The sequence below is a fragment of the Nostoc sp. UHCC 0252 genome (assembly GCF_034931145.1).
In the GTDB taxonomy this organism is placed as follows: domain Bacteria; phylum Cyanobacteriota; class Cyanobacteriia; order Cyanobacteriales; family Nostocaceae; genus Nostoc.
Window position 1 is genome coordinate 1 of sequence record NZ_JAYGHE010000068.1, and the last position, 25,478, is coordinate 25,478.

The 25,478-nt window shown below is 39.3% G+C and carries 27 protein-coding genes, 1 tRNA gene and 1 pseudogene; 12 read left to right on the top strand and 17 right to left on the bottom strand.

Features of this window, described 5'->3' with window-relative positions; genetic code table 11:
* The 3 genes and pseudogenes from VB732_RS27660 to VB732_RS27670 form a co-directional block, all read right to left on the bottom strand.
* A pseudogene (locus VB732_RS27660) lies at positions 1 to 471 on the bottom strand (Uma2 family endonuclease); the annotation flags it as partial.
* A gap of 312 nt (positions 472 to 783) precedes the next feature.
* On the bottom strand, positions 784 to 1,287 hold the full coding sequence (locus VB732_RS27665; protein ID WP_323234078.1) for a 2TM domain-containing protein: 504 nt from the start codon (positions 1,285 to 1,287) through the stop codon (positions 784 to 786).
* 154 nt (positions 1,288 to 1,441) lie between these two features.
* Positions 1,442 to 2,251, bottom strand: coding sequence for a creatininase family protein (locus VB732_RS27670; RefSeq protein ID WP_323234079.1), 810 nt, complete (start codon positions 2,249 to 2,251; stop codon positions 1,442 to 1,444).
* A gap of 162 nt (positions 2,252 to 2,413) precedes the next feature.
* On the opposite strand from VB732_RS27670, the gene VB732_RS27675 reads away from it, so the two are divergent.
* Together VB732_RS27675 and VB732_RS27680 are read left to right on the top strand one after the other, a co-directional pair.
* Complete coding sequence (locus VB732_RS27675; protein WP_323234080.1) at positions 2,414 to 3,130, top strand: ROK family protein; 717 nt, start codon at positions 2,414 to 2,416, stop codon at positions 3,128 to 3,130.
* Positions 3,131 to 3,773: 643 nt separating this feature from the next.
* Positions 3,774 to 4,325, top strand: coding sequence for a peptidoglycan-binding domain-containing protein (locus VB732_RS27680; protein ID WP_323234081.1), 552 nt, complete (start codon positions 3,774 to 3,776; stop codon positions 4,323 to 4,325).
* A 210-nt stretch (positions 4,326 to 4,535) separates the two neighbouring features.
* On the opposite strand, the gene VB732_RS27685 is transcribed toward VB732_RS27680, so the two are convergent.
* From VB732_RS27685 to VB732_RS27700, 4 genes are all read right to left on the bottom strand, one after another.
* Positions 4,536 to 6,956 carry a sucrose synthase gene (locus tag VB732_RS27685; protein WP_323234082.1) on the bottom strand — a complete coding sequence of 807 codons (2,421 nt, stop codon included), beginning with the start codon at positions 6,954 to 6,956 and terminating at the stop codon, positions 4,536 to 4,538.
* Positions 6,957 to 7,657: 701 nt separating this feature from the next.
* Positions 7,658 to 7,948: a type II toxin-antitoxin system RelE/ParE family toxin gene (locus VB732_RS27690; RefSeq protein ID WP_323234083.1), complete on the bottom strand. Its 291-nt coding sequence runs from the start codon at positions 7,946 to 7,948 to the stop codon at positions 7,658 to 7,660.
* Positions 7,936 to 8,283: a hypothetical protein gene (locus VB732_RS27695; RefSeq protein ID WP_323234084.1), complete on the bottom strand. Its 348-nt coding sequence runs from the start codon at positions 8,281 to 8,283 to the stop codon at positions 7,936 to 7,938. Before VB732_RS27695 ends, VB732_RS27690 begins: the two co-directional genes overlap by 13 nt.
* 383 nt (positions 8,284 to 8,666) lie before the next feature.
* A tRNA-His gene (locus VB732_RS27700) sits at positions 8,667 to 8,739 on the bottom strand.
* A gap of 124 nt (positions 8,740 to 8,863) precedes the next feature.
* Between VB732_RS27700 and VB732_RS27705 the strand changes: the two genes are divergently transcribed.
* From VB732_RS27705 to cobA (VB732_RS27715), 3 genes are all read left to right on the top strand, one after another.
* Positions 8,864 to 9,247 (top strand): DUF4359 domain-containing protein, encoded by a 384-nt coding sequence (locus VB732_RS27705; RefSeq protein WP_323234085.1) that lies wholly within the window; start codon positions 8,864 to 8,866, stop codon positions 9,245 to 9,247.
* 151 nt (positions 9,248 to 9,398) lie between these two features.
* On the top strand, positions 9,399 to 10,154 hold the full coding sequence (locus VB732_RS27710; protein ID WP_323234086.1) for a sirohydrochlorin chelatase: 756 nt from the start codon (positions 9,399 to 9,401) through the stop codon (positions 10,152 to 10,154).
* Complete coding sequence (gene cobA / locus VB732_RS27715; RefSeq protein WP_323234115.1) at positions 10,154 to 10,930, top strand: uroporphyrinogen-III C-methyltransferase; 777 nt, start codon at positions 10,154 to 10,156, stop codon at positions 10,928 to 10,930. Before VB732_RS27710 ends, cobA (VB732_RS27715) begins: the two co-directional genes overlap by 1 nt.
* 30 nt (positions 10,931 to 10,960) lie before the next feature.
* Here the strand turns inward: cobA (VB732_RS27715) and VB732_RS27720 are convergent, their stop codons facing one another.
* Positions 10,961 to 11,581 (bottom strand): hypothetical protein, encoded by a 621-nt coding sequence (locus VB732_RS27720; RefSeq protein ID WP_323234087.1) that lies wholly within the window; start codon positions 11,579 to 11,581, stop codon positions 10,961 to 10,963.
* A gap of 424 nt (positions 11,582 to 12,005) precedes the next feature.
* On the opposite strand from VB732_RS27720, the gene VB732_RS27725 reads away from it, so the two are divergent.
* The 7 genes from VB732_RS27725 to VB732_RS27755 all read left to right on the top strand — a co-directional run bounded on the left by VB732_RS27725 (position 12,006) and on the right by VB732_RS27755 (position 20,640).
* Complete coding sequence (locus VB732_RS27725) at positions 12,006 to 12,971, top strand: homogentisate phytyltransferase (protein ID WP_323234088.1); 966 nt, start codon at positions 12,006 to 12,008, stop codon at positions 12,969 to 12,971.
* A gap of 3 nt (positions 12,972 to 12,974) precedes the next feature.
* Positions 12,975 to 13,448, top strand: coding sequence for a tetratricopeptide repeat protein (locus tag VB732_RS27730; protein ID WP_323234089.1), 474 nt, complete (start codon positions 12,975 to 12,977; stop codon positions 13,446 to 13,448).
* A gap of 385 nt (positions 13,449 to 13,833) precedes the next feature.
* The gene (locus tag VB732_RS27735; RefSeq protein ID WP_323234091.1) at positions 13,834 to 15,987 is read left to right on the top strand and encodes an ATP-binding protein; all 2,154 of its coding nucleotides are present in this window, start codon (positions 13,834 to 13,836) and stop codon (positions 15,985 to 15,987) included.
* Positions 15,988 to 16,298: 311 nt separating this feature from the next.
* Positions 16,299 to 17,528 (top strand): tetratricopeptide repeat protein, encoded by a 1,230-nt coding sequence (locus VB732_RS27740; RefSeq protein WP_323234092.1) that lies wholly within the window; start codon positions 16,299 to 16,301, stop codon positions 17,526 to 17,528.
* 48 nt (positions 17,529 to 17,576) lie between these two features.
* Positions 17,577 to 19,163: a uroporphyrinogen-III C-methyltransferase gene (gene cobA, locus VB732_RS27745; protein WP_323234093.1), complete on the top strand. Its 1,587-nt coding sequence runs from the start codon at positions 17,577 to 17,579 to the stop codon at positions 19,161 to 19,163.
* A 58-nt stretch (positions 19,164 to 19,221) separates the two neighbouring features.
* The gene (coaE, locus tag VB732_RS27750) at positions 19,222 to 19,818 is read left to right on the top strand and encodes a dephospho-CoA kinase (RefSeq protein ID WP_323234094.1); all 597 of its coding nucleotides are present in this window, start codon (positions 19,222 to 19,224) and stop codon (positions 19,816 to 19,818) included.
* Positions 19,819 to 20,322: 504 nt separating this feature from the next.
* The gene (locus tag VB732_RS27755) at positions 20,323 to 20,640 is read left to right on the top strand and encodes a hypothetical protein (RefSeq protein WP_323234095.1); all 318 of its coding nucleotides are present in this window, start codon (positions 20,323 to 20,325) and stop codon (positions 20,638 to 20,640) included.
* 70 nt (positions 20,641 to 20,710) lie between these two features.
* Here the strand turns inward: VB732_RS27755 and VB732_RS27760 are convergent, their stop codons facing one another.
* From VB732_RS27760 to VB732_RS27800, 9 genes are all read right to left on the bottom strand, one after another.
* On the bottom strand, positions 20,711 to 21,076 hold the full coding sequence (locus tag VB732_RS27760) for a DOPA 4,5-dioxygenase family protein (RefSeq protein WP_323234096.1): 366 nt from the start codon (positions 21,074 to 21,076) through the stop codon (positions 20,711 to 20,713).
* A 387-nt stretch (positions 21,077 to 21,463) separates the two neighbouring features.
* Complete coding sequence (locus VB732_RS27765) at positions 21,464 to 22,000, bottom strand: universal stress protein (RefSeq protein WP_323234116.1); 537 nt, start codon at positions 21,998 to 22,000, stop codon at positions 21,464 to 21,466.
* A gap of 429 nt (positions 22,001 to 22,429) precedes the next feature.
* Positions 22,430 to 22,702, bottom strand: coding sequence for a type II toxin-antitoxin system HicB family antitoxin (locus VB732_RS27770; protein ID WP_323234097.1), 273 nt, complete (start codon positions 22,700 to 22,702; stop codon positions 22,430 to 22,432).
* Between the two features lie 56 nt (positions 22,703 to 22,758).
* A complete protein-coding gene (locus tag VB732_RS27775; protein WP_323234098.1) occupies positions 22,759 to 22,920 on the bottom strand; it encodes a hypothetical protein in 162 nt (53 codons plus the stop codon).
* Entirely contained in the window at positions 22,907 to 23,119 is a 213-nt protein-coding gene (locus VB732_RS27780; protein WP_323234099.1) for a hypothetical protein, read from the bottom strand. The genes VB732_RS27775 and VB732_RS27780 overlap by 14 nt, the downstream gene beginning before the upstream one ends.
* A gap of 39 nt (positions 23,120 to 23,158) precedes the next feature.
* Positions 23,159 to 23,614 carry a restriction endonuclease gene (locus VB732_RS27785; RefSeq protein ID WP_323234100.1) on the bottom strand — a complete coding sequence of 152 codons (456 nt, stop codon included), beginning with the start codon at positions 23,612 to 23,614 and terminating at the stop codon, positions 23,159 to 23,161.
* A 17-nt stretch (positions 23,615 to 23,631) separates the two neighbouring features.
* Entirely contained in the window at positions 23,632 to 24,096 is a 465-nt protein-coding gene (locus VB732_RS27790; RefSeq protein WP_323234101.1) for a hypothetical protein, read from the bottom strand.
* A gap of 11 nt (positions 24,097 to 24,107) precedes the next feature.
* Positions 24,108 to 24,758: an AAA family ATPase gene (locus tag VB732_RS27795; RefSeq protein ID WP_323234102.1), complete on the bottom strand. Its 651-nt coding sequence runs from the start codon at positions 24,756 to 24,758 to the stop codon at positions 24,108 to 24,110.
* 258 nt (positions 24,759 to 25,016) lie between these two features.
* On the bottom strand, positions 25,017 to 25,472 hold the full coding sequence (locus VB732_RS27800) for a DUF29 domain-containing protein (protein WP_323234103.1): 456 nt from the start codon (positions 25,470 to 25,472) through the stop codon (positions 25,017 to 25,019).
* Positions 25,473 to 25,478: the final 6 nt, after the last annotated feature.

The following is a 25,478-nucleotide window of genomic DNA, read 5'->3' on the forward strand; positions in this document are numbered from 1 at the left end:
TTACAACTTAAACTGGTTTCTCTCCCAAAACCAAACTTCTACAACTCCTAATCTTCGGTAGATTTCCAGTTTATTTATGTTGCCACTGGTGACAACTACTTCTATGGCTAAGTCAGGTACATTTTTTTCTTCACCTATGCAGTAACATTCGTCTGGTTCTGCACCAGCTTTTTTTGCTTTGTTTTTAAAAGTAGAGCTTCCCATAGGTACAAAACGAATGCGCTTGCTGTAAAAGAAACGCTCTAACAGCATCCCTAAATTCGTTTTGATTTTTTCATGCCTGATTGATGGCGACACTATTTCTAATATTCCATCTAAATAAGTTACACGGTAATGAGAGTTATTTTCTAGCTTGGCTAGTAGCGATTCATAACTTTCCCAACTTACGCCACTGCTGATAAACATTTCTTCTGGATCTGAATTATGACCCAATTCTGACTGATCAATTAGTTCTTTAAGACTGCTGATCATTGTCAATTCTCCCGTTTTATGTTTTAGCGCGATCGCTATTTAGGCTTGTCCCTTGGTTATGCTGCCCCCTCCTCTTCTTTCCTAGAGTTTTTTCAAACTATTGATAGAGCTTGATATCTGTATAAAGATAGAAAGAGTATTTTTGGCTAATCAGATAGTATGAATTTTAATTCAGATAATTGTTGTGTTTCTTCAGATTTTATTTCAGTAGTGTTACACAACAACTGTTGCGGTAAATTTTACCCCGATTCTCCTGCGGGGTTTTTCTTTGAATTAGAGATGTCTATGACGAGTTTACCGCAAGCAAATTTACTAAGCTTGTAATGCTTTAAACCACTTATTCAAAACTGTGCTGATGGTTTTCTTAATCTGATGATTACGGCTCCATTTCTGAAATGCCATCTCATACTCTTCGCCTTTGACTTGAAAGGTATTCCAGACATCCAGCCCTACAGGTAATCCACAGAATAGTAAAATGTAGAGTGACCAAGAAATTCCGCCACCAGCGATTAAATCAACCAGTATCAAAAAGCCATTAAAAATTGTATAATTCCCTAGACGCTTTTGAAATCTTCTGATGCGATACGCGTCAAAAGCTTTTCGCTGTTCGACTTGGCCTTGTTGTACTAACCAATCGCGCTCGGCTAATTTTAAAGAATCTGGTGATATTTCTAACTCAGCAGCAATTTCTGATATCTGCTCATAAGAAAATTCTTTATCTTTATCATCAGCTTGACGAGCGATCGCTAAGTGTAAAATTTGTTGAACGTCTTCTTGGCTATAAGAGCGGATGCTTTGAGGTTCAAACGCCGTCATAATTCTTTCTCTTAATATTAGTTTTAATAGAAATTTGCTGCCCGATAGATTTTAAGCAGCTACACCAGTACTATTTCCATTATCTCTACATTAACAAATCTGGATGTTGTCGCGCGTATAATGTATTGGTTTTTTAACTTTGAGTAAAAAGCGTCTATTCTTCCCCTACTTTTGGTTGTCGATAGGCATAAATATCTTGAATAACTTGTACCCAACCATTAGCGACAGATTCGAGGATGCGATCGCCTTTTTCTTTGGTTGCGGTTGTAGCGTCGCCAATCACTCCACTTTTACTAATATCTCGCGTTACCCAAGACACAGGTAACTTACCCTCCCAACTCAGTAAACTACTTTGGGATTGCTCCGGTGGATACTCTGCAACAGCTTTCTCTAACTTTACTTGTTCTGGCAAAAGCGATAACATAATGCTAGTTTCAGCATCTCCGGCGTGCATTCCTAGTGCTGCTTCTTTCGGAGTCAACAAATCTTTAGTAATATTAGGTACGCGCCAAGTAAATAACGGAAATACCAAAAAGTCATCATACTTAACGTGCAAATCTCGCGCCGCCATTTGCATAACTTGGGGTTGTCCACCGTGGGAATTCATTAACACCAGTTTTCTAAACCCAGCCCGGTAGATACTTTCTCCCACTTCCATAATAATTGCCGTGAGAGTTGCCGTACTCAACGTAATCGTACCGGGAAAGTGCCAGTGTTCGTTAGATTTGCCATAATAAAGATTAGGTAAAGCATAAGCAGGAATACTAGCATCCAGTTTTTCCATTGCTTTTCCCAGCACCCCCACACCGATCGCAGCATCTACAATTAAGGGTAGATGAGGCCCATGTTGTTCGATTGCCCCCACAGGCTGAATAATTACCACATTTTCTTTATCTGGCATTGCCTGGATGTCAGTCCAGGTAAGGTAGGGAAAAAAGCGTTCTGGTGGAATGAAGCTATGCATATTGGTTAAATTTATATTTTAGGGCATTGGGGATGGGCATTTATTCTCTTTTCTGACTTGTCTCTCTTCTCCCCAATATAAAGACTCTCGAAACATCCGAATATTATCAAATACAGCAGAGCATAATATCCAAAGAACAAGCATTAACAAGGATGTAACTCAATGGTTGAAGAAAATGGTTCGATTCGTACCCTATCGGTTGATATTGGCGGTAGTGGCGTTAAGGCTATGGTTTTAGATATTACGGGGACTCCTGTAACAGAAAGGGCGCGTTTAGATACGCCTCAACCTGCTACACCGGATGTTGTAATTAATGCAATTGTTGTATTAGCTGCGGCTCAAGGTGAATTTCATCGCGTTTCCGTCGGTTTTCCTGGTGTGGTGCGCTGTGGAGTCACAGAAACGGCGGTAAACTTACATCCAGATTGGGTTGGATTTGATTTGGAAACAGCATTATTAAAACACTTAAACAAGCCTGTACGGGTAATTAATGATGCAGACATGCAGGGGTTTGGTGCGATCGCTGGAAAAGGTGTAGAACTGGTGATTACTCTGGGTACAGGGTTTGGTTCGGCTTTATTTGTGGATGGTAAGTTAGTACCGAATATGGAAATGGGGCATCATCCGTTTCGTAAAGGAGAGACTTTTGAGCAGCAGTTAGGGCGTGCAGAGTTAGAAAAAATTGGTGAGAAAAGATGGAATAGGCGTTTAGAAAAGGCGATCGCATCTTTGCAACATCTGTTCAATTATGACTACCTTTACATTGGCGGTGGTGAAGCTGTGAAAGTGAATTTTCAGCTACCGTTAAATGTGAAACTCATCCCCAATATCACCGGCTTATTAGGTGGTATTGCTTTATGGCGAGATGAAAAAAGGTAAAAAGTTTTTCAGCAGGCACAACTCAGCGTACTCAGCGATGTCTAAGGGCAAGCTATACCTAATCTTTGTAGAGACGGCGATTTATCGCGTCTCTCTAACGTGTCTTTTAGACGTGATAAATCGCGTCTCTACATGAGAGGTTTCTGGCTCATTCCAAGCGTGTTGGGATAAAACTGGTGACTTGTGTACACACCGTAGCCTCGAAAATGGAATAAAATCAAGAGTTTAGTATTCTTGTCAAAGCTTGTATTGATAAATACTTAAAAAATTGACTCAGTGAATTCAGCAGTATTTTTGCTGGCAGTATAAATATGATAAAAGCAGCATCAGCATATTAAATAAGGCAAAAGTAGCTAGGGAAATTTGTTTGATAACATTCCCAGATGATCATATAGTATGTTATTGTCTGAACCGTTGATTTAGATACCATATCTTACAAGTTAATGGCTTGATTAAAGATCAAAAAGCACAAAGCTAATGATATTAGTCTGAGTAGATGGAATTGGAGGTGAGAAGATATAAATATGGCAATTTTATCTGAAAAACTAGTACATGACTTTTCTATTTAGTCAGTATGCATTATCCCGGACAACAACAATGTTGTTGGTTAAAAGAAATATTGGTTGAAGTAAAATGAACCACAATGACTGAAATTGGCCTGATGATGACGGGCGTATTAACGATCAGACAAGCATTTGGGGCTAATGTGCCGCAGCAGCAGATAGTTCAGGTAGAAAATGACGTAAAGCAGTCAAAACAGAGTGAGTTAGAAATAACTGCTCAAGTCACACCACCTGAATTTATGCAGACAGATGGGATTTCTCAGCCTTCTCCCTCAGCGATCGCACTAGAGAAAGAACAGATACTTCAGAAAATCAGCAAAAATAATCAGTTCCTAGCTTCTTCTAAATTAGGTAAGCCTAAGAAGCATTCCCAGCCTGTAGGTAAGCGTACAAAGGCTACAGGGCGCTTCCAGAAGTTTAGTAGTCAACCTATGCCGACTCTTTATTTCGGTAGCTCTGGTGCTGCTGTTAGAGTCTTACAACGGCTGTTAGTATCTAACGGTTATGCCATGAAAGTGGATGGGATTTATGGCGCACTGACAGAAACTGCTGTTAAAGCCTTTCAAAACCAGCAGAATTTAGGAACGGATGGAATAGTTGGTCAACGTACTTGGCGGGCGTTAACAATTTAGTCATTTGTTCTTAGAGTGTTCCAAAAAATAAATGATCCAAAACCCGTCATTGCGAGCGAAGCGAAGCAATCCCAGCCCTTGCGATTGCTTCGCTTCGCTCGCAATGACAGTTGAGCGTTTTTTTTTACTTGGAGTACTCTTAGTCATTTGTCCTTGGTCATTTGTCCTTAGCTAATAACAAATGACAAATGACAAATGACACATAGCAAATTATCGGTACTTGTGCTGCTCTAATAGCTGTTGCGCTCTTGGCTTGTAAATTAAATAGAACAAAGCCTCAAGATAACGCAACAAATCTTCCCGATTTTCCTTAGATGTAAAGTTCCAGAAGCCATAAATTCGTGCTAATGATAACAGCTTGCTAGTGTGAATTTTCCAAGTATAGGTACTATAAACCCGGTCAATTCCTCGCTTGGAAATTTCACTCCAATAGTTAGGATTTTGTTCGCATTTAGTAATGAAGTCCACAATTTTTGTGGCTGTCTCGTCTAAATTTGTTGGGTTAATCAAAAAGCCATTAACCTTATCTTGAATAATTTCCAACGGGCCACCAAACTGTGTGGCAAAAGTCGGTAATCCTGAAACCATCGATTCTAGAATTGTCAAACCAAAAGCTTCAAATAAAGCTGGTTGTACAAAAATTCCCTGATGATCGGCAATGACTCGGTAAATTTCACCAGAATCACTTTTAGTCAGGCGCACACCTAGCCAACGAATCTTGCCGTGGAGATTGTATTCGTCAATTATCTTGTAGAGCTTGATAATTTCGTCACGTTCTTCGTTGTCGCCTGATTCTTCAACGCGCAATTTACCCGCGACCAAAATTAAGTTGCAATGCTCTTGTAATTCTTTACTTTGACCATAACATTCCGCTAAACCTGTGAGGTTTTTGATGTGGTCAAGACGCGCCATTGAGAAGAGAGGGCGCTTGTTAGGATCGTCGAGTTTGCCAAAGATTTGCGCGGGATCTTCCAGAGTAAAGAGTGTTTCTGCAAGGCGTTGGCGATCGCTCTCCACCCTATCTTTAGTGCGGGTGTAGGGGAAGTAATTATTTTCGTTTACTCCCGGCGGTACGACATTAAATTTAGGACTAAATAATTCAATCCCATTGGTAACATGGTACAACTCCGGCATAGTGAAGCACTTATAAGACTCGTACTGTCCCACACTATCCGGTGTACCGACAATTTCTTGGTAGGTGCTGCTAATCACAAAATTGGCAGCATTCATCGCAATCAAGTCGGCGGTGAATTGCAATGAAAAATGATATTTATCCTCTAATTCTTGCCAGTAGAGGTTACTGAACAAGTATTTAGATTTTTCCAAAGCATGAGCAACATTGCATTGGGTAACTTTCAGCCGTCGCGCCAGCAAGAATGCGATTAAATTCCCATCAGTATAGTTGCCAACTATTAAGTCAGGTGTACCGTGAAATTCTGCCCGTAGTTCTCTTTCGGAATCAATGGCGAAACTTTCTAGATAAGGCCAAAACTCAAACCGAGAAATCCAGTTTTGAGTCATGTTAGGATTAAATTCCCGTAAAGGGACTCGCAAAATCCAAGCGTTTTCAGTACCAAGGACTTTTTCAAGCCGTTGATTACAAAGAGTGCCATCACTATTGGGAATCAAGCGGGTGAGAATAATTACCTTTGGCTCAACATTTAATCCTTCTAAACCAGCTAGCAAAACATCTTCTTGTAGCTGCTTCTCTAGACTCTTGGCCTGGTCAAGAACGTAAACTACCTGACCACCAGTATCGGGACGACCCAACACTCCCTCTTGCCCAAACCAGCCGTGGGCTGACACCAAGACGATCCTGAAAATCATCGGGACACGAGAAATGAAGGCTTCTAGGGTCTGGGGATCGGCGGAATCAATCAATTCATCGAGAATATTTAGGGTTTCTCGCACTCGTGCTGCGGTGTTACCCCAACCCGGCTCAAAACCCATTGACTGCAATTGAAACCGGAATTGTTCGTAGGGTTCATCATCGGGGCGATTATTGACAAAACCGATCGCTTTTTTAACTTGATCAGAAAGCTGCTGCTGTGATTGAATGCGATCGTTAACTAGCAGTTGAACACCGTTGTAGTGGTGCAGGCGCAAGAAATTTAATAGCCTGTCCAGCAATTGCTTGGAATCTTGAAATATTTTGCTGGATAGATAGCGGTTGAGAAATTCTACCCCCTTACCAATATTTTTGGGGTCGCGGATGGTTGGGGTGTAGTCATAGAAAGGGCCGAAGTCCAATTCTAGCAGGTCGCCCTCGTTGGGATGATATTTGTTCACCAAGCGATCGCGCAAATCCAACAAATCCTGCACTGTCATCGGCTCGATGCTTAAGTCTGATGTCAACCAATAAACTTCTTGACTGGCAATCTTAGAACGAATGATGAAACAGAAGTTGGACTCCTCCTGAATAATTTCTTGAGTATAGTAAATCAGTTTGCCTAACTCAGAGTTAGTGTAAAAACCCTCTGGTTTCTGGGACTTTGAGCAATACTCACTATATACATTGAGAATGTCGTTCCGCAGCAAGTACTTCTTATCTTGTTGGCGTAATTCACTAATAAAGGAACGCAAATCACTTCTTTCTTCACTATCTAAGACTGCTTTAAGCAATTCAGACATAGTAACTCCACTAAATGACGATGTTTGGCATTGTTGATTTTCAAGGCGAGACAAATAAGCCTCAACCTTTTTTAACCGGATACAAACACGAAATAACACAGATAAATTATATTTATCTGTGTACCTATAAGTATCAACTTCTCAGCAGACACTTAAATCGTGTTCTTCTTTACCTAAAGTATCTATGACTCAGTATTTTTGACTCTAACTAAAGGAATACAATTTTTGTTTCTTTTGATAGACGTTAGAAAATAACTGCATGATTATACTTTGGGCACAATATGTCACGCCCTCAATTACTTAATCTAAACTATATCATGTATTTGGATATATCTGCTTATCAACACCTCGTTAGCTATGAAGTGTAATAACTGTAAATCAATATTTTTTAACTTTTTCAAGGTATTAATATTGATTTTTATAGTGAAGAATATAGATGATTTATTTTGCAAGTTTGATAATTGCTATAGCGGTTCTCGACAAGCGTGAGGTACAATTTTGACCTCACTTCCATTCCTCTCTCGTAAAAGGAGAGAGGCTTTGAATTGTTCCCCCTTCCCGCGACGAGTTGGGGCTTAGGGGGTTAGGTCTATTTGCATACTTGTACTTCACTGGATTGAAAATGGCTACAATGTCTTGGTAATTTGGTTAGCAAGTAATTGCGATTATCTATTTTCCCAAGTTTGACACAATAATTAATACTAACGAGGTCTATTTTCCCGCCCGTGATAGATGCGTAAAATAACAACGTCATCCTTAAGAAGAATGTAGTGAATTATAAAACCGTATTTGCCAAAAGAAACTAAAAGTTTTCGCAATCCTGCTATTTCATCTACAATCGCGCCTCGACGAGGATTTTGCTGTAAACTTTCGCTTGAAGAGACAATTGCTTGTACTGCGCGTACTGCTGCATCAGGATTATTAAGTTTAATAAAATCGTAATGACGATTTAAGTCATCAATTGAATTTTCTGTCCAAACTATTTCGGACATGGACGTTCTTGCTCAGTTCCTAAACTGTCTACCCATTCACGCACCCGATTATGCGCCACTCCTGAACCTTTGCGCTGATAGGTTTCGAGGGCTGTTTTGCTCTGCTGAACCATTTCGGCTTCAGTAAGAGGTTGAAAATTTAACGCAGTCTTTATATCACCGTACTCAAATGAATCTTCTGTGGTTTGAGCAGCTTGATTTGCCACTAAGCGCTCAAAATCTTCTAAGGAAGCGGATGTACGAGTCAGCCATGTTAACAGCAGAGTTTTTACCTCTTCCCCAGGTAATGTTTCAATATACTCTAAAATTTCCTGTCTAATATTGCTTGCTGTCATAAGCATTTAATTTGTGTAGTAGCTCTGTGTAAAGACAACTTTTTTGACTAATGATAAGAATCTGTTTAATTAATTTTATATTGCATAATTATAGTTTGATTTATTTTTGCCCATTTAACTGATCAAACTTTCTGCACTATTGGCGTTGCTTAGGCATTGTAAAAGATAAGTGCAGATCACACACTTAATTTTTATTAAGCAAGTAGATTTGCTTATATACATCAAACTACTTATAAGATAATCTGATAAATCATAGTGCATTTGCGACTCTTCCAAATCATTAACTTGTAGAGAGCAGATACTTGCTAAAGTAATGGTTACGATCTTTCAAAACCACAACTCACCTTCTATAACAAATTATGGATCACTATAAAATTATATAGGGCGAACGACGGGACTCGAACCCGCGAATGGTGGTACCACAAACCACTGCCTTAACCACTTGGCTACGCTCGCCATTCAACAATTTGAATTATAGCAATAATTTGGCCAGCGATCAAGAATTTTTCTTCAAGGAACGGACTTAGTTGATTTAGAGTCTCTGAAATCTAATAATTACAATGTATTTTACTTGGCAAACATGAAACCCCTAACCATCATTGCATATACTGGAGCAGCAGCAGGACTCGCCGCCTTGGGTGTGACAATGGCGAATACCAATCCCAGTCAAGTTGAGTATGAAGAATATGCAGTGCAACGGTTGACGAAATACTTAAAAACCGATGTATGCAAAAAAACAACAAACCTTATAGAAAATTTAATCCGTTTTAATTGTGATAAGTTGGTTGACTCGGCTAACCCACAAATCCAAGGAATTATTGCCAGGACTACAGAAAGGCAAAATTACATAATTTTTAGCATTTACCGTACAGATTTAAAAATAAATTCTTGGATACCTTCTTACAAGTTTGAAACGATGGGAGCTTTTGATCAATTTTATACTTACACTGCCGAAGAACAATAAAGCAAGTTGCAGTGGGAGAATATAAAAGTGATTTAAAATACTTGTATTTAGTAATTGATAATAGTTTCAATAATCACCAGAGTACCTATTACCACCAGCTTAATATTAAGTAAAATATGAGCATTAGTTACTGAGAGTTGAAGCTTTGCCCATGTCATCTGCTTATCTGCTAGTATCTCACGGAAGTCGCGATCCGCGCCCAGAAGTTGCTATGGAGCAACTAGCGAAGCTGGTATATCACAAATACCACAACGCATTAAATAGCGAACATCTGGTTGGTATAGCTGCTTTAGAAATGAGTCCTCAGCCTTTACATGAGCAGATTCAACAATTTGCTAAAAGCGCTTTTGGCGATACCTGCGGTGGGCTACGCCTACGCATACACTCTCAAAACGAGAATCGCCTCAAAATTGTACCGCTATTTCTGCTGCCGGGAGTGCATGTGATGACAGATATCCCTGCCGAAGTAGCGCTAGCACAACAGGCTGTTGGTCAGGATATCATCATTGAGTTGCAACGACATTTAGGCTCTCACCCCAATTTAGAGAAACTGTTAGCCAAGCAAATAGCTACTATAAAAGCCGAAGCATGGATTCTCTTAGCTCATGGTAGCCGTCGCCCAGGTTCTAAAGAAACTGTGGAAGCAATAGCGGCGAGTTTGTCAGCAGTAGATGCTTATTGGGCTGGGCCTCCTAGTTTAGAATCACGGGTGAAAGAGTTGGTAGCTGCTGGTTATCGGGAAATTGCGATTTTGCCATACTTTTTATTCGCGGGTGGAATAACTGATGCGATCGCAGCCTCCGTAGAGGAGCTAAAATTACAATTTTCTGCGGTGAATTTCCAATTGGCAGAGCCACTGGGAGCAAGTGCAGAATTAGCCGAGCTAGTTTGGGATTTAACGAATTGATGAACCGCACAGAAAAAGAGGAGAAGTATTTGGGAAAGGTTTATTTAGTCGGTGCGGGGCCAGGAGATCCGGGATTAATAACCCTGAAGGCGAAAGGTTTATTAGAATGTGCAGATGTCGTTATCTATGATGCCTTAGTGAGTCCGGCAATTCTGGCAATGATTAATCCCCAAGCCGAGCAAATTAATGCCGGTAAACGGAGAGGGAAACATTCGCTGTTCCAAGAAGAAACAACTCAATTGCTGATTGAGAAAGCGCAGGATCATGCAATTGTAGTGCGGTTAAAGGGTGGCGATCCTTTTATTTTTGGTCGCGGTGGCGAAGAGATGGAAGAATTAGTCAACGCTGGGATATCAACTGAAGTTGTGCCCGGTATCACATCGGGTATTGCGGCGGCAGCATACTCAGGTATACCTTTGACTCATCGGCTCTATAGCTCATCAGTGACATTTGTAACTGGTCACGAAGCGGCGGGTAAGTATAGACCGAAAGTGAATTGGAGTGCGATCGCGCACGGTTCCGAAACTATTGTAATTTATATGGGAATCCACAACCTGCCTTATATTGTGGAACAGTTAAGTGCAGCCGGGTTGGATGTACAAACGCCCATTGCTTTAGTGCGCTGGGGTACGCGCCCAGAACAAGAAGAATTGATTGGGACTTTAGAGACAATTGTAGAACAGGTAGAGCAAACTGGTTTTGGTGCGCCTGCGATCGCAGTTATTGGAGAAGTAGTAAATATGCACAGTATTTTGTCGAGTTGTCGTCCAGTTTAATGGCTGGCGCAAAGGTGAAATCTACTATCCTTAAGTTTCTCGAATCCAAAATGCCAAACCTCCTCCACGCCCACGAGCGGCGATGAAATCTTTATTTATTAAAAAGAAAGCAAAAAAGGGTTGTTGAGCTATGGATTGGTTGTAGAAATCTTCTGTTTGAATACCAGAACGAATTGGTCTTTTGTAGATAACACTACCAAATAGACTGATAATCATCTGGTTAAAGTCAAACGCCAATAAATTTTTCTTACCTATATATTGCACTGGCCCCGTAAGCTTCAACGAAATTGGGCCCAATTCAACCTGATTACAAATTTCGCCTCTATCTGAATCCTCTTCTGAAGCGGCATTAAATGAAACATGCATTTTTATAAATTTGGGTACATAAAAACCCTTACCTAATACAATGCCTCCGTGTTCTCTGACTTTCTTAGTACCAGTAGCAAAGCAGAGTTGCCATTTACCTAGAAGAGACTCAAAGGGATAACTTGAGTGTTGCTGCTTGGCAGATTTTTCTGCTTGTAGCAACGCATTTACTAATATTTCAGTACTAGGGTAGGTATCTCTCTGTCGTCGATATGCAGCCGCAGCCTCGGATAGCACAGCAACAAAGTCAAATGCATCTATAATAGGTGTCAAACTAGCTGTCATATTTTAACTATTTCTTTACTTTCTTTGCTTTTCTGATAGATTGTAACTTTATGCGGAGTAGAGAGTGGAGACTCTAAAAGAGGTATTTTTATAATCGCTTGTCAAAGTTTTTTAGTATTAAGGATCTTCCATAAGATAGATTCGCTATGGATAGCTGGCTTTGGAACAGGGCTACACAAAGCTGTTCTACCGCTACTTAAATCTACAAAAGCTCTTGTTAATGACCAAATTCTGTGACAATGGTTTAAATCTGACAATTCATGCAATGTGGAAAAACTAACACGAAACCTCCAACTTTTATTTATAGGGAATGGGGAAAATTCAAAGTCTCTCAACAGGAGGAGGGAGGAATGAAAGTGAGGTTTTCCAAATTCTGTGAAAAGTCAGAGTTAACAACAAGCCGGAATCTGAATCTAAGGTACTCATGAGCCAAAGTTCTCAAAATAACGCTTTGCCACGCAAACCTGTTCAATCATATTTCCATTGGTTATACGCTTTCTGGAAATTTTCTCGCCCTCACACGATTATTGGTACAAGTCTGAGTGTGTTGAGTTTGTATTTAATTGCTATTGGCGTTAGTAATACCGATTCTTTATTTACTACTCCCTACTCCCTAACCCCTGTTTTCGGCGCATGGATTGCTTGTCTATGTGGCAATGTTTACATCGTAGGGCTGAACCAATTAGAAGATGTTGATATTGACAAAATTAATAAACCTCATTTACCTCTGGCATCAGGTGAGTTTTCTCAACAGACGGGACAATTAATTGTTGTATCTACTGGGATTTTGGCGCTAGTTGTGGCGTGGCTAACTGGGCCATTTTTATTTGGGATGGTGGCAATTAGTTTGGCCATTGGTACTGCTTATTCTTTACCGCCAATTCGTTTAAAACAGTTTCCATTTTGGGCGGCGCTGTGTATTTTTTCGGTGCGCGGCACAATTGTTAATTTAGGATTGTATCTGCATTACAGTTGGGCGCTGAAACAAGGCCAAACAATTCCGCCTGTGGTGTGGGTGCTGACGTTATTTATCTTGGTGTTCACCTTTGCGATCGCAATCTTTAAAGATATCCCCGATATCGAAGGCGATCGCCTCTACAATATTACTACTTTCACCATCAAGCTCGGGCCCCAAGCTGTGTTTAATCTGGCTCTTTGGGTGATAACTGTCTGCTATCTAGGGATAATTCTGGTGGGAGTGCTACACATCGCTTCAGTTAACCCCATTTTTCTGATAACTACTCACTTGGGGCTGTTAGTTTGGATGTGGTGGCGGAGTTTGGCGGTAGACTTACAAGATAAAAGTGCGATCGCTCAATTCTACCAATTTATCTGGAAACTATTTTTTATCGAATATCTGATTTTTCCTATCGCCTGCCTTTTGGCTTAGACAATGCTAGAATCCTTTCCTACCAGTTCTATTATTCCTGCTTTTGTAGTTGTTTTGAGTTTGTCAATTCTGGGCTATTTCGCTTGGAAAACTTTGATTACCTCAGATTTGTTTCAAAAAGGAATCAATCTTTCTCAAGCAAAAGATTACCAAGGTGCAGAAGCAGCGTTTCGCAAAGTGATTTCTCTCAACTCTACTAATGATGTAGTGCGCTTATTTTTGGGGGATGTTTTAAATCAACAAGGCCAAGTAGAAGAAGCAACAGAATTATTCCGGGAAGTGATTCGCCGCAGTCCAAAAAATCCTGATGCTTACTTGCGTCTAGCAAATATCCTCATGCAGCAAGAGCGAGAAGAAGAAGCGAAAACTAACCTGCAACAAGCTAAAGATTTATTGCAAAAACAACGCCAACCGGAAAAAGCTAAAAAAATCACTAACCTGTTAGATAAAATGAGTATTAAGTCAAGTCAATCTTAGGTTGAGTGATAATTGCAGAGATTAAATTTTCCCATTGATATCGTAGTTTTTTACCATTCCCATCATTATTATGGTGAGAATGGTTTTGTTTTGAAATTATTAGTATTTGCTGTCATTATGTTCGCAATTTTCCTAAAGAGCATCCCAATTTTCTAAAAATTCATAGTACTGATGCAAAAAACCTTTACAACTATCTTACCTTGCGGGTACTCTGTTGGAGAACTCGTAGAGTAGCAGTTTTGCGTCTATGCGGTTCCTTACCTCATTGTATTATTCCTATCTTCGGACAGAAGAATAGTAAATTTCCCATGTACAAACAACTTGGGCTAATTTAAAAGAAGACATTGAGTAGTAGATTTTATAAATTTAAAATAATCAAGTATTTATGTCAGACATTATATCAGAATTTTGGAGTATTTTTTTTGCATCAGGATCATTTATTCCACATGGTCACTGCTATCTATGGCAAACCAATTTAGTTTGGTTACATATATTATCTGATGCGTTCACTGCACTAGCTTATTACTCGATTCCAGCTACATTATTTTACTTTGTTCGTAAGCGGCAGGATTTGCCCTTTGATTGGATTTTTCTGCTCTTTAGTGCATTCATTGTAGCTTGCGGCACGACTCATTTAATAGAAATTTGGACGCTTTGGCATCCAACTTATTGGGTATCAGGATTTGTCAAAGCAGTAACTGCCATTATATCTGTAATTACAGCAGTACAACTTGTGTCTCTACTTCCACAAGCATTAGCACTTCCTAGCCCTGCTCAACTAGAACAAGCAAATCAAGAACTTCAAACCCAAATAGCCGAACGCTTACGGATAGAAACGGAACTACGAAAGTACCAAAATCGTTTGGAAGAAATGGTTGCCGTTCGCACCAATGAAATTACTAAAACCAACGAGCAATTACAACAAGAAAGCCTTGAACGCCAACGCATCTTAGAAATTCTCCGACAAAGCGAAGAACACTACCGTTACCTAGCTGAGGCAATTCCTCAACTTGTATGGACAACTGATGCTAACGGTGAATGTGATTTTTTTAATCAAAATTGGTGCGAATATACTGGGCTAACATTAGAGCAGTCCTTGGGTTCTGGTTGGTTGGCTGCATTGCATCCAGATGATATCCAAAATGCTGATAAGGTGTGGTCTAATGCCGTAAAAAATAGCACTATATATAACAATGAATATCGTTTCAAACGGGCTGCTGATGGCTCCTATCGTTGGCAGCTAGCGCGAGCTTTACCGCTTAAAGATCAACAAGGTATTATAGTTAAGTGGTTTGGAACGTGTACAGATATCCACGAACAAAAACAAATACTTGAAGAACGGGCACACCTGCTGGAATTAGAACAAATAGCACGAGCTAAAGCAGAAACAGCCAATCGAATTAAAGATGAATTCCTAGCCGTCCTCTCTCACGAACTACGTACTCCACTAAACGCAATTCTTGGCTGGTCAAAATTGTTACAAACCCGCACTTTTGACAAAGCAAGGACATCAGCAGCACTAGCCACAATCGAGCGAAACGCCACTTTACAAGTTCAACTTATCGAAGACTTGCTAGATATCTCCAGAATTTTACAGGGCAAACTGACGCTGAATATTACGAAGATTAACCTACAGTCTACGATATTGTCAGCACTAGAGACAATTCGTTTAGCGGCAGAAACAAAATTCATTGAGGTGAATACAGTCTTTGAACCGGATGTGGGGAAAGTTATGGGCGACTTTACTCGTTTGCAGCAAGTCGTCTGGAATCTCGTTTCTAATGCTGTCAAATTTACACCCAAGGGAGGAAAGGTAGAAGTGCAGCTAGAGCAAGCTAATGGTTATGCTCAAATTATAGTTAGCGATACAGGTAAAGGAATTAGCCCTGAGTTTTTGCCTTACGTATTTGATTACTTTCGCCAAGCAGATAGCACCTCTACGAGAAATTTTGGTGGATTAGGATTGGGGTTAGCAATTGTGCGTAATATCGTCGAAATACATGGCGGTATCGTCAAAGCAAAGAGCGAAGGTGAGGGTAAAGGGGCAATATTTACTGTTAGTTTGCCGCTTCTACCAGATGAAAGTCCAAAGCTAACGGATGAACAAAACGACCCTGAATTCTTAACTCCTAACTCTTTACCCCTTAGTGGCATTCGGGTTTTAGTTGTCGATGATGATGCTGATTCACGAGATTTTGTTGCTTTTGTATTAGAGCAAAGTGGGGCTTTTGCCATTACAGTGTCTTCCGCTTATGAGGCATTAAAAACCCTAGCAGAGGTTAAGCCAGATGTGTTAGTCAGCGATATTAGTATGCCTGAGATGGATGGCTATATGTTAATACATCAAGTCAGAAGTTGGAAACCAGAAGAAGGTGGACAAATCCCGGCGATTGCGTTGACTGCCTTTGCTAGAAATGATGACCAGCAAAAAGCATTAAAAGCTGGGTTTCAGATGCATTTCTCTAAGCCTGTTAACCCAGAACAATTAATTACAGCTATTGCTCAAATTGTCAAAATAAAATTATCAACAATTACCTAAAAAATAACTTTTTGCTCACAAGCTGTCGCGCATTTAATTTGCACAACTAGGGCGGGCAAGATGCCCACCCCACAATAGATTCATTTTTTTGAGGATGCAAATTAAAAGATTTTTAGCTTAATAAAGTTTTATACAACCTCTAGGGACGCATAACTATGCGCCCCTAGCCGTGTAATTTATTTACTTGAAATATACTGTATGTGACAGTAACTTGTATCAAGTTAGCTTAATCACTTATAATTCCTGCTAGAACCGCGCCAAAGCTACGCAACTTGATATTAGATGTAAACCAAGCAGATAAGGTAATAAAAATGCTGAAAAACAAAAATGTCCTGGTAGCAGCTATTATCTGCTTGTGTTTGAATAATGGGAATACTGCCTTTGGTAAAGATATCGGCGTTGTTTTATCAAAAATTCCAGACTCCAATCGAGCAGCACTTCCTGGGAACAAAAACGCAGTTGTTTACTTTGAACAAGGAACTAATTTCTACAAACAAGGAAATTTCAAAGAAGCAGAGGCGGCTTTTCGGAAAGCGATTGAGCTAGAACCCAAATTTGTGCAAGCTTATATTGCTTTAGCAAATGCTCTCGACGATCAAGGCAAACCCCAAGAAGCGATCGCACAATACAAGAAAGCCATCAGCCTCGATCCTCAAGATTCTGGAGCCTACTTTAATTTGGGTTTGACTTTAGCAAGACTGAATCAGTTAGAACCTGCGATCGCACAATATAAGAAAGCTCTTAGCCTTGAACCCAAGTATGCAGACGCTCACTATAATTTAGGAAATGCTCTCTACGCTCAAGGTAAGTTAACCGAAGCGATCGCCGAATATACCGCAGCTATTCGCCTCAAACCCAGTTATGCCCCAACTTACACACGCCTGGGAAATGTCCTATATGCTCAAGGTGAGCTAGAACAAGCTGTTACTCAATACAAAAAATCCATTAGCTTTGATCCTAAGTATGCAGACGCTCACTATTACTTAGGAAATGCCTTATACGCTCAAGGTAAGCCAGCAGCAGCGATCGCCAACTATACCGAAGCAATTCGCCTCGATCCCAAAAATCCAGCAGGTTATAATGCCTTGGGAAATACTCTCTACGCTCAAGGCAAACTAGAAGAAGCGATCGCCCAATATAAACAAGCCCTGAGCCTTGAACCCAACTATGCAGACGCTCACTATAATTTAGCAAGTGCTTTTTACGCTCAAGGCAAGCTAGCAGAAGCGATCGCTGATTATACCGAAGCCATTCGCCTCGATCCCAAACACGCACAAGCTTACACGGGTTTGGGAAATGCAATGGACGATCAAGGTAAACCCCAAGAAGCGATCGCACATTACAAAAAAGCCATTAGCCTTGTACCTAACGATGCCTTCACTTACTATAATTTGGGAATCACTTTAGGAAGAGAACAACAGCTAGAAGAAGCGATCGTTAACTTCAAAAAAGCCAGAGAGTTATTTCAAGCTGAAGAAAACAAGGAAATGGTTGAGCAAGTCGATCAACTAATTCAAAAAATTAATATTCGAACGAATTGAATTTAGGGAATTGGGAATTGGGAATTGGGAAGAAATGACAAATGACAAATGACTAAGATTGAAGAAAAGGGCAAAGTTTACCTTGTGGGTGCTGGGCCTGGAGATGTGGCATACCTGACTGTAAAAGCTTACAATCTCTTGGCTGCTGCTCAGGTTTTAGTCTACGATGCTCTGGTAGATGCTCAATTATTGCAGTGTGTACCACCTGATTGTTTGAAGTTGGATGTTGGGAAACGCGGTGGTAAACCTAGTACAACCCAAGGTGAGATTAACAAGTTACTGGTAAAGCATTGCCAACAAGGAAAACAAGTTGTACGGCTTAAATCAGGCGATCCGTTGATTTTTGGGCGTTGTACTTCTGAAATTGAAGCCTTGAAAGCATCTGGTTGTAATTTTGAACTAGTACCAGGGATTTCTTCAGCCCTTGCAGCACCGTTGTTCGCAGGAATTCCTCTTACAGATCCGGTGTTGAGTCGTTGTTTTGCAGTGCTTACAGCCCATGAACCAGAGGTTTTAAACTGGGAAGCACTCTCAAGATTAGAGACACTGGTAATTATGATGGGAGGGCGACATCTGCCAGAGATTATACATCAACTGGTGCGACACGGGCGATCGCACTTAACACCCATTGCGATCGTTCGTTGGGCGGGAACTCCTCGTCAACAAATTTGGATAGCACAACTGGGCAATATTTTGGAACAAACCACCGGATTATCTCTTTCTCCAGCAGTAATTATTGTTGGCGAAGTTGTTGGGCTACATAAGTACTTACAACCTGAGAAAATAGATTGTCAGGATTCGACTCTAGCCCAAATTCCAATGTTAAACAACCTCTTTGCCTCTCCTCAACCCCTTACTGGTAAAACAATCTTGGTGACACGTTCAGTTGGGCAGTCGAGTACATTTAGCGATCGCCTCATCACATTAGGCGCAACAGTCATCGAAATGCCTAGCTTAGAAATCGGCCCACCCTCCAGTTGGGAAGCTTTGGATAATGCGATCGCTCATTTATCTAATTTTGACTGGTTAATTCTCACTTCTACCAATGCTATAGATTACTTTTTTGAAAGGCTAATCGCTCAAGGTAAAGATACACGTGCTTTAGCAGGTGTCAAAATTGCCGTCGTTGGCGAAAAAACAGCCAATATTCTCAAACAATATTCTCTCCAACCAGATTTTATTCCCCCCAACTTTGTTGCTGATTCTTTAATAGAAAATTTCCCCGAAGCACTAAATGGGAAAAAGATTTTATTCCCCAGAGTTGAAAGTGGCGGAAGAGAAGTTTTAGTAAAAGAATTAACTCTCAAAGGAGCAAAAATAATTGAAGTTGCTGCATATCAATCTTGTTGTCCTAGCGGTGTTCCACCGGAAGCAGAATTAGCTCTCCAAAACCGCAAGATAAATGTAATTACCTTTGCCAGCTCTAAAACTGTACAATTTTTCTATCAACTCACTGACAAGATATTTCCCAACAATGATACTAATCAATTCTTAGAGGGTGTTTGTATTGCTTCTATTGGCCCTCAAACCTCTCAAACCTGCCGTACTTTATTCGGACGTGTAGATGTAGAAGCCCAAGAATATACTTTAGATGGTTTAACCCAAGCAATAATAACATGGGCAGCCAATTCTTAGATAAGGAAAATGAGGAAGCAGGGGAAGCAGGGGGAGAATAACTAATGACAAATGACAAATGACAAAACGTATAATCGGCTTAACCGGAGGTATTGCCACGGGCAAAACCACTGTTACAAATTATTTAGCTAGCGCTTATAAACTGCCGATTTTGGATGCAGATATTTATGCTAGAGAGGCAGTATCTTTAGGTTCGCCTATTCTTGGTGCGATCGCCGGGCGTTACGGCGAACAAATTTTATTGTCAGATGGCAGCCTCAACCGCCAAAAGCTAGGGGAAATCATCTTTAATAGTCAAGATGAACGCACCTGGATAGATAATTTGATTCATCCTGATGTGCGCGATCGCTTCCTCAAAGGAATTACCCAATCTTCCTTACAAACACTGGTGTTGGTAGTGCCTCTATTATTTGAAGCAGGAATGACTGATTTGGTTACAGAAATTTGGGTAGTGCGTTGTTCTCAAGAGCAACAACTACAAAGATTGATACAACGAAACCATTTAACTAGAGAACAGGCACAAGCCAGGATCAACAGCCAATTATCTATCGAAGAAAAAGCGGCTCACGCAGATGTAGTTTTAGATAACTCTTCCACCCTAGAAGTACTACTTAAGCAGGTAGATGTAGCTCTAAAAAGCACAAGTAAGGACTAGATCAGATTTATATTAAAAAATATACATATATGGCATTATTAAGACATAAAGTTTTTATCAAATTAAGATTATCTATTAAGTAAAAATTTTCATATCTAACTCAATCGTATCCAATAGTTAGGTGATTTTACAGTTGAATCTGCGGTTAACGCTACTGTAAATTAAAGTGGTTATTAGACAGAAGATATTATGTAGTTAAATTAAACATTAATAACTAAAAATTAAGAATTAAGAAAAATTACTTCTTAATTATTGATCTTCTTTTAAAATTATTTTACTAAGTACTTTTTAAAAGAACTACTTGTAATTTATTTTTTGCTAATTGTGGGTGCAGGAATTTAATTAGACATTGGGTGATAAATTGCCTTTACTAGCTGTCAATGTGGTTAATTCCTAACTAGATTGTCCACCTGTTCGATTTTGGATTGGTGACTAAAAGGGATTGAGATTCACCTAGAGTCTAGAACTCTTCGTTATAGATTTCTTCTTTGGGAGAACTCATTTATGTCTTTGATCAGAACAGGTATGAACTTAAGTTTTAATTTTTTAAGCAAGTTTGCTCTAGTTAGCTTTCCAGCAAGCGAATTAAAGCAGAAGAGTAAAATACATGATTATAGCAAACTAGCTTATGGAAGCGACTACGTATTTGAGCGCATCAATGAAGGGATGATCGGGTATATGACTGGAGTAGGGAAAGGTATTAAACCCTGCGATCGCATTATTTTACGAGAAGGTTGTGAATCTTATCAATATCAAGTTGAGGAAGTTGATTATTATTCAGATCCGTCCGATATGTGGATAGCTTTGCTTAAGCAAGTTTAGTCACAGTCACAATAGAAAAACTTTTGCATCTCAGACTAGAACTTTTACCCAATACAGTGGGTTACTTCCCTTAATTGGATACAGTCGAACTAAGCTGTTGAAGAAACTCAATATTCAAATCTAGCTTTTTTCCTAACCATAAAGAATGAACCGCGTGGTCTGCGACAGCATCGCCTGTCTCAGGATGGACGAGAATATCCAATCCCTCACGATTGAGCATTAGCCAAGGAACGACTTTATCAAACTGATTCGGTAAGAAAGCAACCTGATACATCCCTTTTGGGTGTGGCCCGATAGGCTTGTCAAACCAGCGTCCGAGTTGCACCTCAAACCTAGCGCCTAATCCTTCTCGTACACGCGCAGCTGCATCTCGACTCGCAGTATCGAAGTAAACATGAGCATGAAAACCAGTGATCTCGATAGTATCTTCTTTCATAGATCCACTTTACGCTCTCAACTCTAAATTTTGGGTAGCAGACTTTTTCTTTTTCACTGAAAAAGCGATGTCTACGACGGGCTACGCCTATGCCCAATTTTAGCTCAATATCGTCTTTAAAATTTGGCTAGCTGCGTGCAATTACCTGGAGTAGTGGCGCACAGATGTGTGCCACTACTGTGTACTTAAACGCTAGATGTATTCATGCAATCTTAGTAATCTGTCAAGTTTAAATTGATGGGTAAGCAAGTTATATCAGGTTCGGCAAATCACTTATGATATGTCATTGCGAATGCAACGAAGTGGAATGAAGCAATCGCAAAGGTTTGGGATTGCCGCGCAACGCTTGCAATGACATAAGTATTAAGTCAAACTTGATATTAGTAGTTAGTTAACGCTTAAAGTGCTTGTAGTTTGTTTGACAGCTTCATCTTTTTTAGTAGCAACTGAAAGATGCACAACATGAACTGAACAAAGAGCATGGTGAAGAACGTAGTTACTCACGCTACCAAGAAATAGTTCCATTAGCCCAGAATGGCCTCGCCGCCCCATAACAATTAGGTCAGCGTTGTGACTATGGGCTAAGTCGCAAATAACGCGGCCAGGATTACCAACATTTTGTGTAAATTCTGTAGTAACACCTGCTGTACTAGCTTGGGCACAAAAAGATTGCAACATCTGGATTCCCAAATTTTTAAAGGTATCCCATTGCTTTTGGTATAACTCAAAGCTTTGACTAGTCAATCCTGGATAGTAGTCAAAATTAGACACCATCGGTACGTAAGGGCTGCCCTCTTCTTCTGGAGATAGGACATGCACTAGCATTAAGCTAGCTTGTGTTAACTTTGCTAAACTCAATGCTTCCTCAAAAACCTGTTGCCCTATTTCCGAGCGATCTAATGCAACTAGAATCTTTTTAAACATCATAATAGACCTCCGATTTAATTGGTAATTGGTCTTTACGGTTTCGGGTTTCCAGATGCTGGATTGTCAAAAATGACTAATCCCTCAACTATATTTAGTGACTTATGGATTTTAAATTTCTTAAGGCTTTTCGCCCTATGTTTATATTTATAGCAAAACAATTTGAAGAACTTGTGAAGAAAGCAAGTCTTTATCTTTGATTATCATAGGAGCATCTTGCTTTGAAAGAAATATCCTTGCGTCCTTACCGTAAATTCCTTTCTTTAAATGGCGAGAGGGACTTTGAAGCTGGCTTGCTTTTCTGGCAGACTTACAATAATGAGCTAGGGATGAGGGCGAATATCTGCTCTCAGTTAATTCGTTGTATTACTTAACAATCGTACTTGAAGAATCAGGGGTGCGATCGCAATACAATTGCAGATACAATTATCAGTCTGTTGGAACGCTTAGGGTTAAAACTTTTATCACTTTGCCTGCTTCAGTGTCTTCCAGTTCTAAAAACTCATGTAATTCTTTTATAGTGAGTGAAGGATGGTAAATATTAGGTTCGATTTTATAGACTGACAAAAAAGATGCGATCGCTTCATTAAGTTGCTTGATTGCTGCTTCTTGATTTAACCCTTGTCCTACCAGTCCATTTTCTAAGCATAAAGCAACCCAATAACTCGCACTCTTTCGCAAAACTGTTGTGTAGAAGTCCATAAATGTTTATTAGTGAGAGAATAGCTGAAGCAACAGTTAATTTCGGCAATTATTAACTAGCCAAAACTAGCCACTTCTACAGGGCGTTCAACAGCTAACCTTTTTCGGTTAGTTTTAATTTGTTCAATTTTGTGAAGAGTTTCAGCAGTTAAATAACTTTCGCCGCGATGAGTACAAGTTCTTTCAAGAATCTTGTTAGTATATTCAACTTGCCACATTTTCATCTTTTAGTGATTGATAATATTTTAGTGCTTCATCTTTTGATAGTGGTTCTTCTTCCTCTACTTCCTCCATGAGTTTTGCTAAACCATAATCCTCAAGAATCTCTTCAATTTTTTCAAATTCAATGATAGGGATTTGTACGGCAATAGGTTGTTGATTTTCGTCGATAACATAGTTTTTGTGAAGTTCAAGCATTTTAATAACTCCTATTTTTTATTTATCATTTATTCTTGATTATCTATAGTTAGTCCATGAATCACTACTTAAGTCGCGTAGTGGAGGCAGGTCTATTAGAGCCCCTTTAAAATTGTTAGTTTCTCCAAAAATATCTTCTAAAGTCAATAAATAGATTTTCAGATTTCCGATGTTTGGACATTTATTTAAACGCGACTTAAATTGCGAGGTGTAGCCAACTCCCGCTAACATAACACCAATATCAGCTTTATGAATTCCCAAGTTTCCACAAAATTCTGCTGCATATGGTGCCTCTATAGGCTTTTTAGATAATTTGGATTGGAAGTAGATTTGCCTTCCCTTCACTTCGCCTTCACCATCTATTCCACCATCGGCTCCTATTTTACCTGGTTTTAGTCCAAGATAAGCAGCAAAACGACGACCAAGGTCTTGTTTAACGACTGAATCAGAGTATATGATTCCATTAATCAGTGCATCAATTTCCAGGTAATCCATTATTTATGTTTCTTGCTCTATTTATCGTTAGTCAATTTTTTATATAGCATATCGATACCTGTAGCAACGCACTCATTAATTTTTTCTGCCATGCCTAACTCTTCAAGCTTATGAGATATTTCAGCAGCTAATATCAACTTTTTAGTTAGGGTCTTACGACACTTGGGAGAATTTTCAATTTGCTTATGAGCCTGCTCATATATATTTTTTTGTGCAATGCTTAACTCTTCAAGCTTATTTGCAAATTCCTGATATTTTTTATAGTTATAATAAACATAGCTAATTGCTGTTTCCAACAAAACCTCTACGGATAATGTAAGAGCTGATGTAAGCTCCATGATCATATTCCTTTGAGTTTCAGTGAACTCAAGAATAATTTCTAATTCTGATTGTTCAAGTTCAGCAGCCTGACTTTTACCATCATTAATAGCTTGTTCAACTGGAAAATTATGATGTTGATTTTCTTGGCTGCTTACTGACATATTTAGCTCCTCTAAATTTCTATAAGTGTACAAAAGTATTCATATAAATTTTTGTAGTCTTCATAATCCCAAATGTACTTTCTATCCTTGTAGATAGCTATTTGCATCTGCTCTTGTAAATCTGGCATTTCAGCAGAAATATTGCATTGTTTTGGTTTATTTTCAATTTCTATTTTTTCGACTACCTGCGATACAGCCTCTGCTGCTATTCCTAAAGGAACAATTCTAACTTCTGGAGCAAAACCTGGTTTTGATAGTTGGGAAATTACTTTAAGCGTCCTGGGAAGATTACGTAAAGCCTTGGTTTTTTGAGACTTGTTGACTGGAACCAATATGAGTCCAGGCTCGTTACCAATAATTACTTGAACGGTGTTTTGCAGAGGACTGTCAATATCTAAAACAACATGATCGTATTGTTGTGGCTTTGCCAAACCTCTAATTGATTTACGATCCTTGTTACAGATAATAGTTATATTATCCTGAGTATTTAAATCTTGTGACTTAATAGGAGTTCTACCAGTGTAGAATTGCCAAAAGTCTGCCTGATCATCACAGTCTATCAGCAGGGTTCTGTTTAACTGGGATAGAAGAATACCTGCAACATGGACAGCTAAGGTTGTTTTACCTACCCCTCCATCATTGTGAGTACAGAGAATTATCAATTTTTGCTTCCATTACTAAGCTCTTTTAGTAAGCTATTGTAAAATATAAATTCGTGCAATCAATAGTTAATTTATATTCATTTACATATTTTTAACTTGCTACCTTGTAAAAGTAGGTAAGTCGGTGTTAAAGAATCAACCTATGTAACGAAGTATAAAGTCATTAAAGAGCTTATAAATGAATCATTACAGGTTTTTTACAAAACTCAATACACCTTTGTTTGCTCGTGCTGATTTACTTAACCCTCTCCTAAAAAATCACGCGCTCTTCAAACTATTTTTTAAGGTTTCTTCTAATGTAAAAGGAGATTCTTTAGGAAAGAAATTTAACTTAATCCCTGTTTCATCAGATGCTTTGAGACGAGCTTTTTGATAACAATCTTCAAATACTTGTGCAAGTAGAGGTTGCAAACTTGGACTATCTTCTAATAATGTTTCAATACAGATACGTTGTTCAGAAATGGTACTGCGCCAACTTTCACTACGTTTTTCTGGTTGATATTGCCATTTCAGTAAGTGCATTAATAGCACAATTAATCGATTTTTTAACTCGCGTTTTTCACTTCTCCCCATGCTTTCAATTTCTTCTATTAGATTAACTATATCTATTTCATGAAAATTATTTTCTTTTAACTGATGGGCAATTGTTTGTGTCCATAAGTAAAAGTCTTGTTCATAAAGATTTTTTTCATTTATAAAAGATGGGCTACTCATTAATAT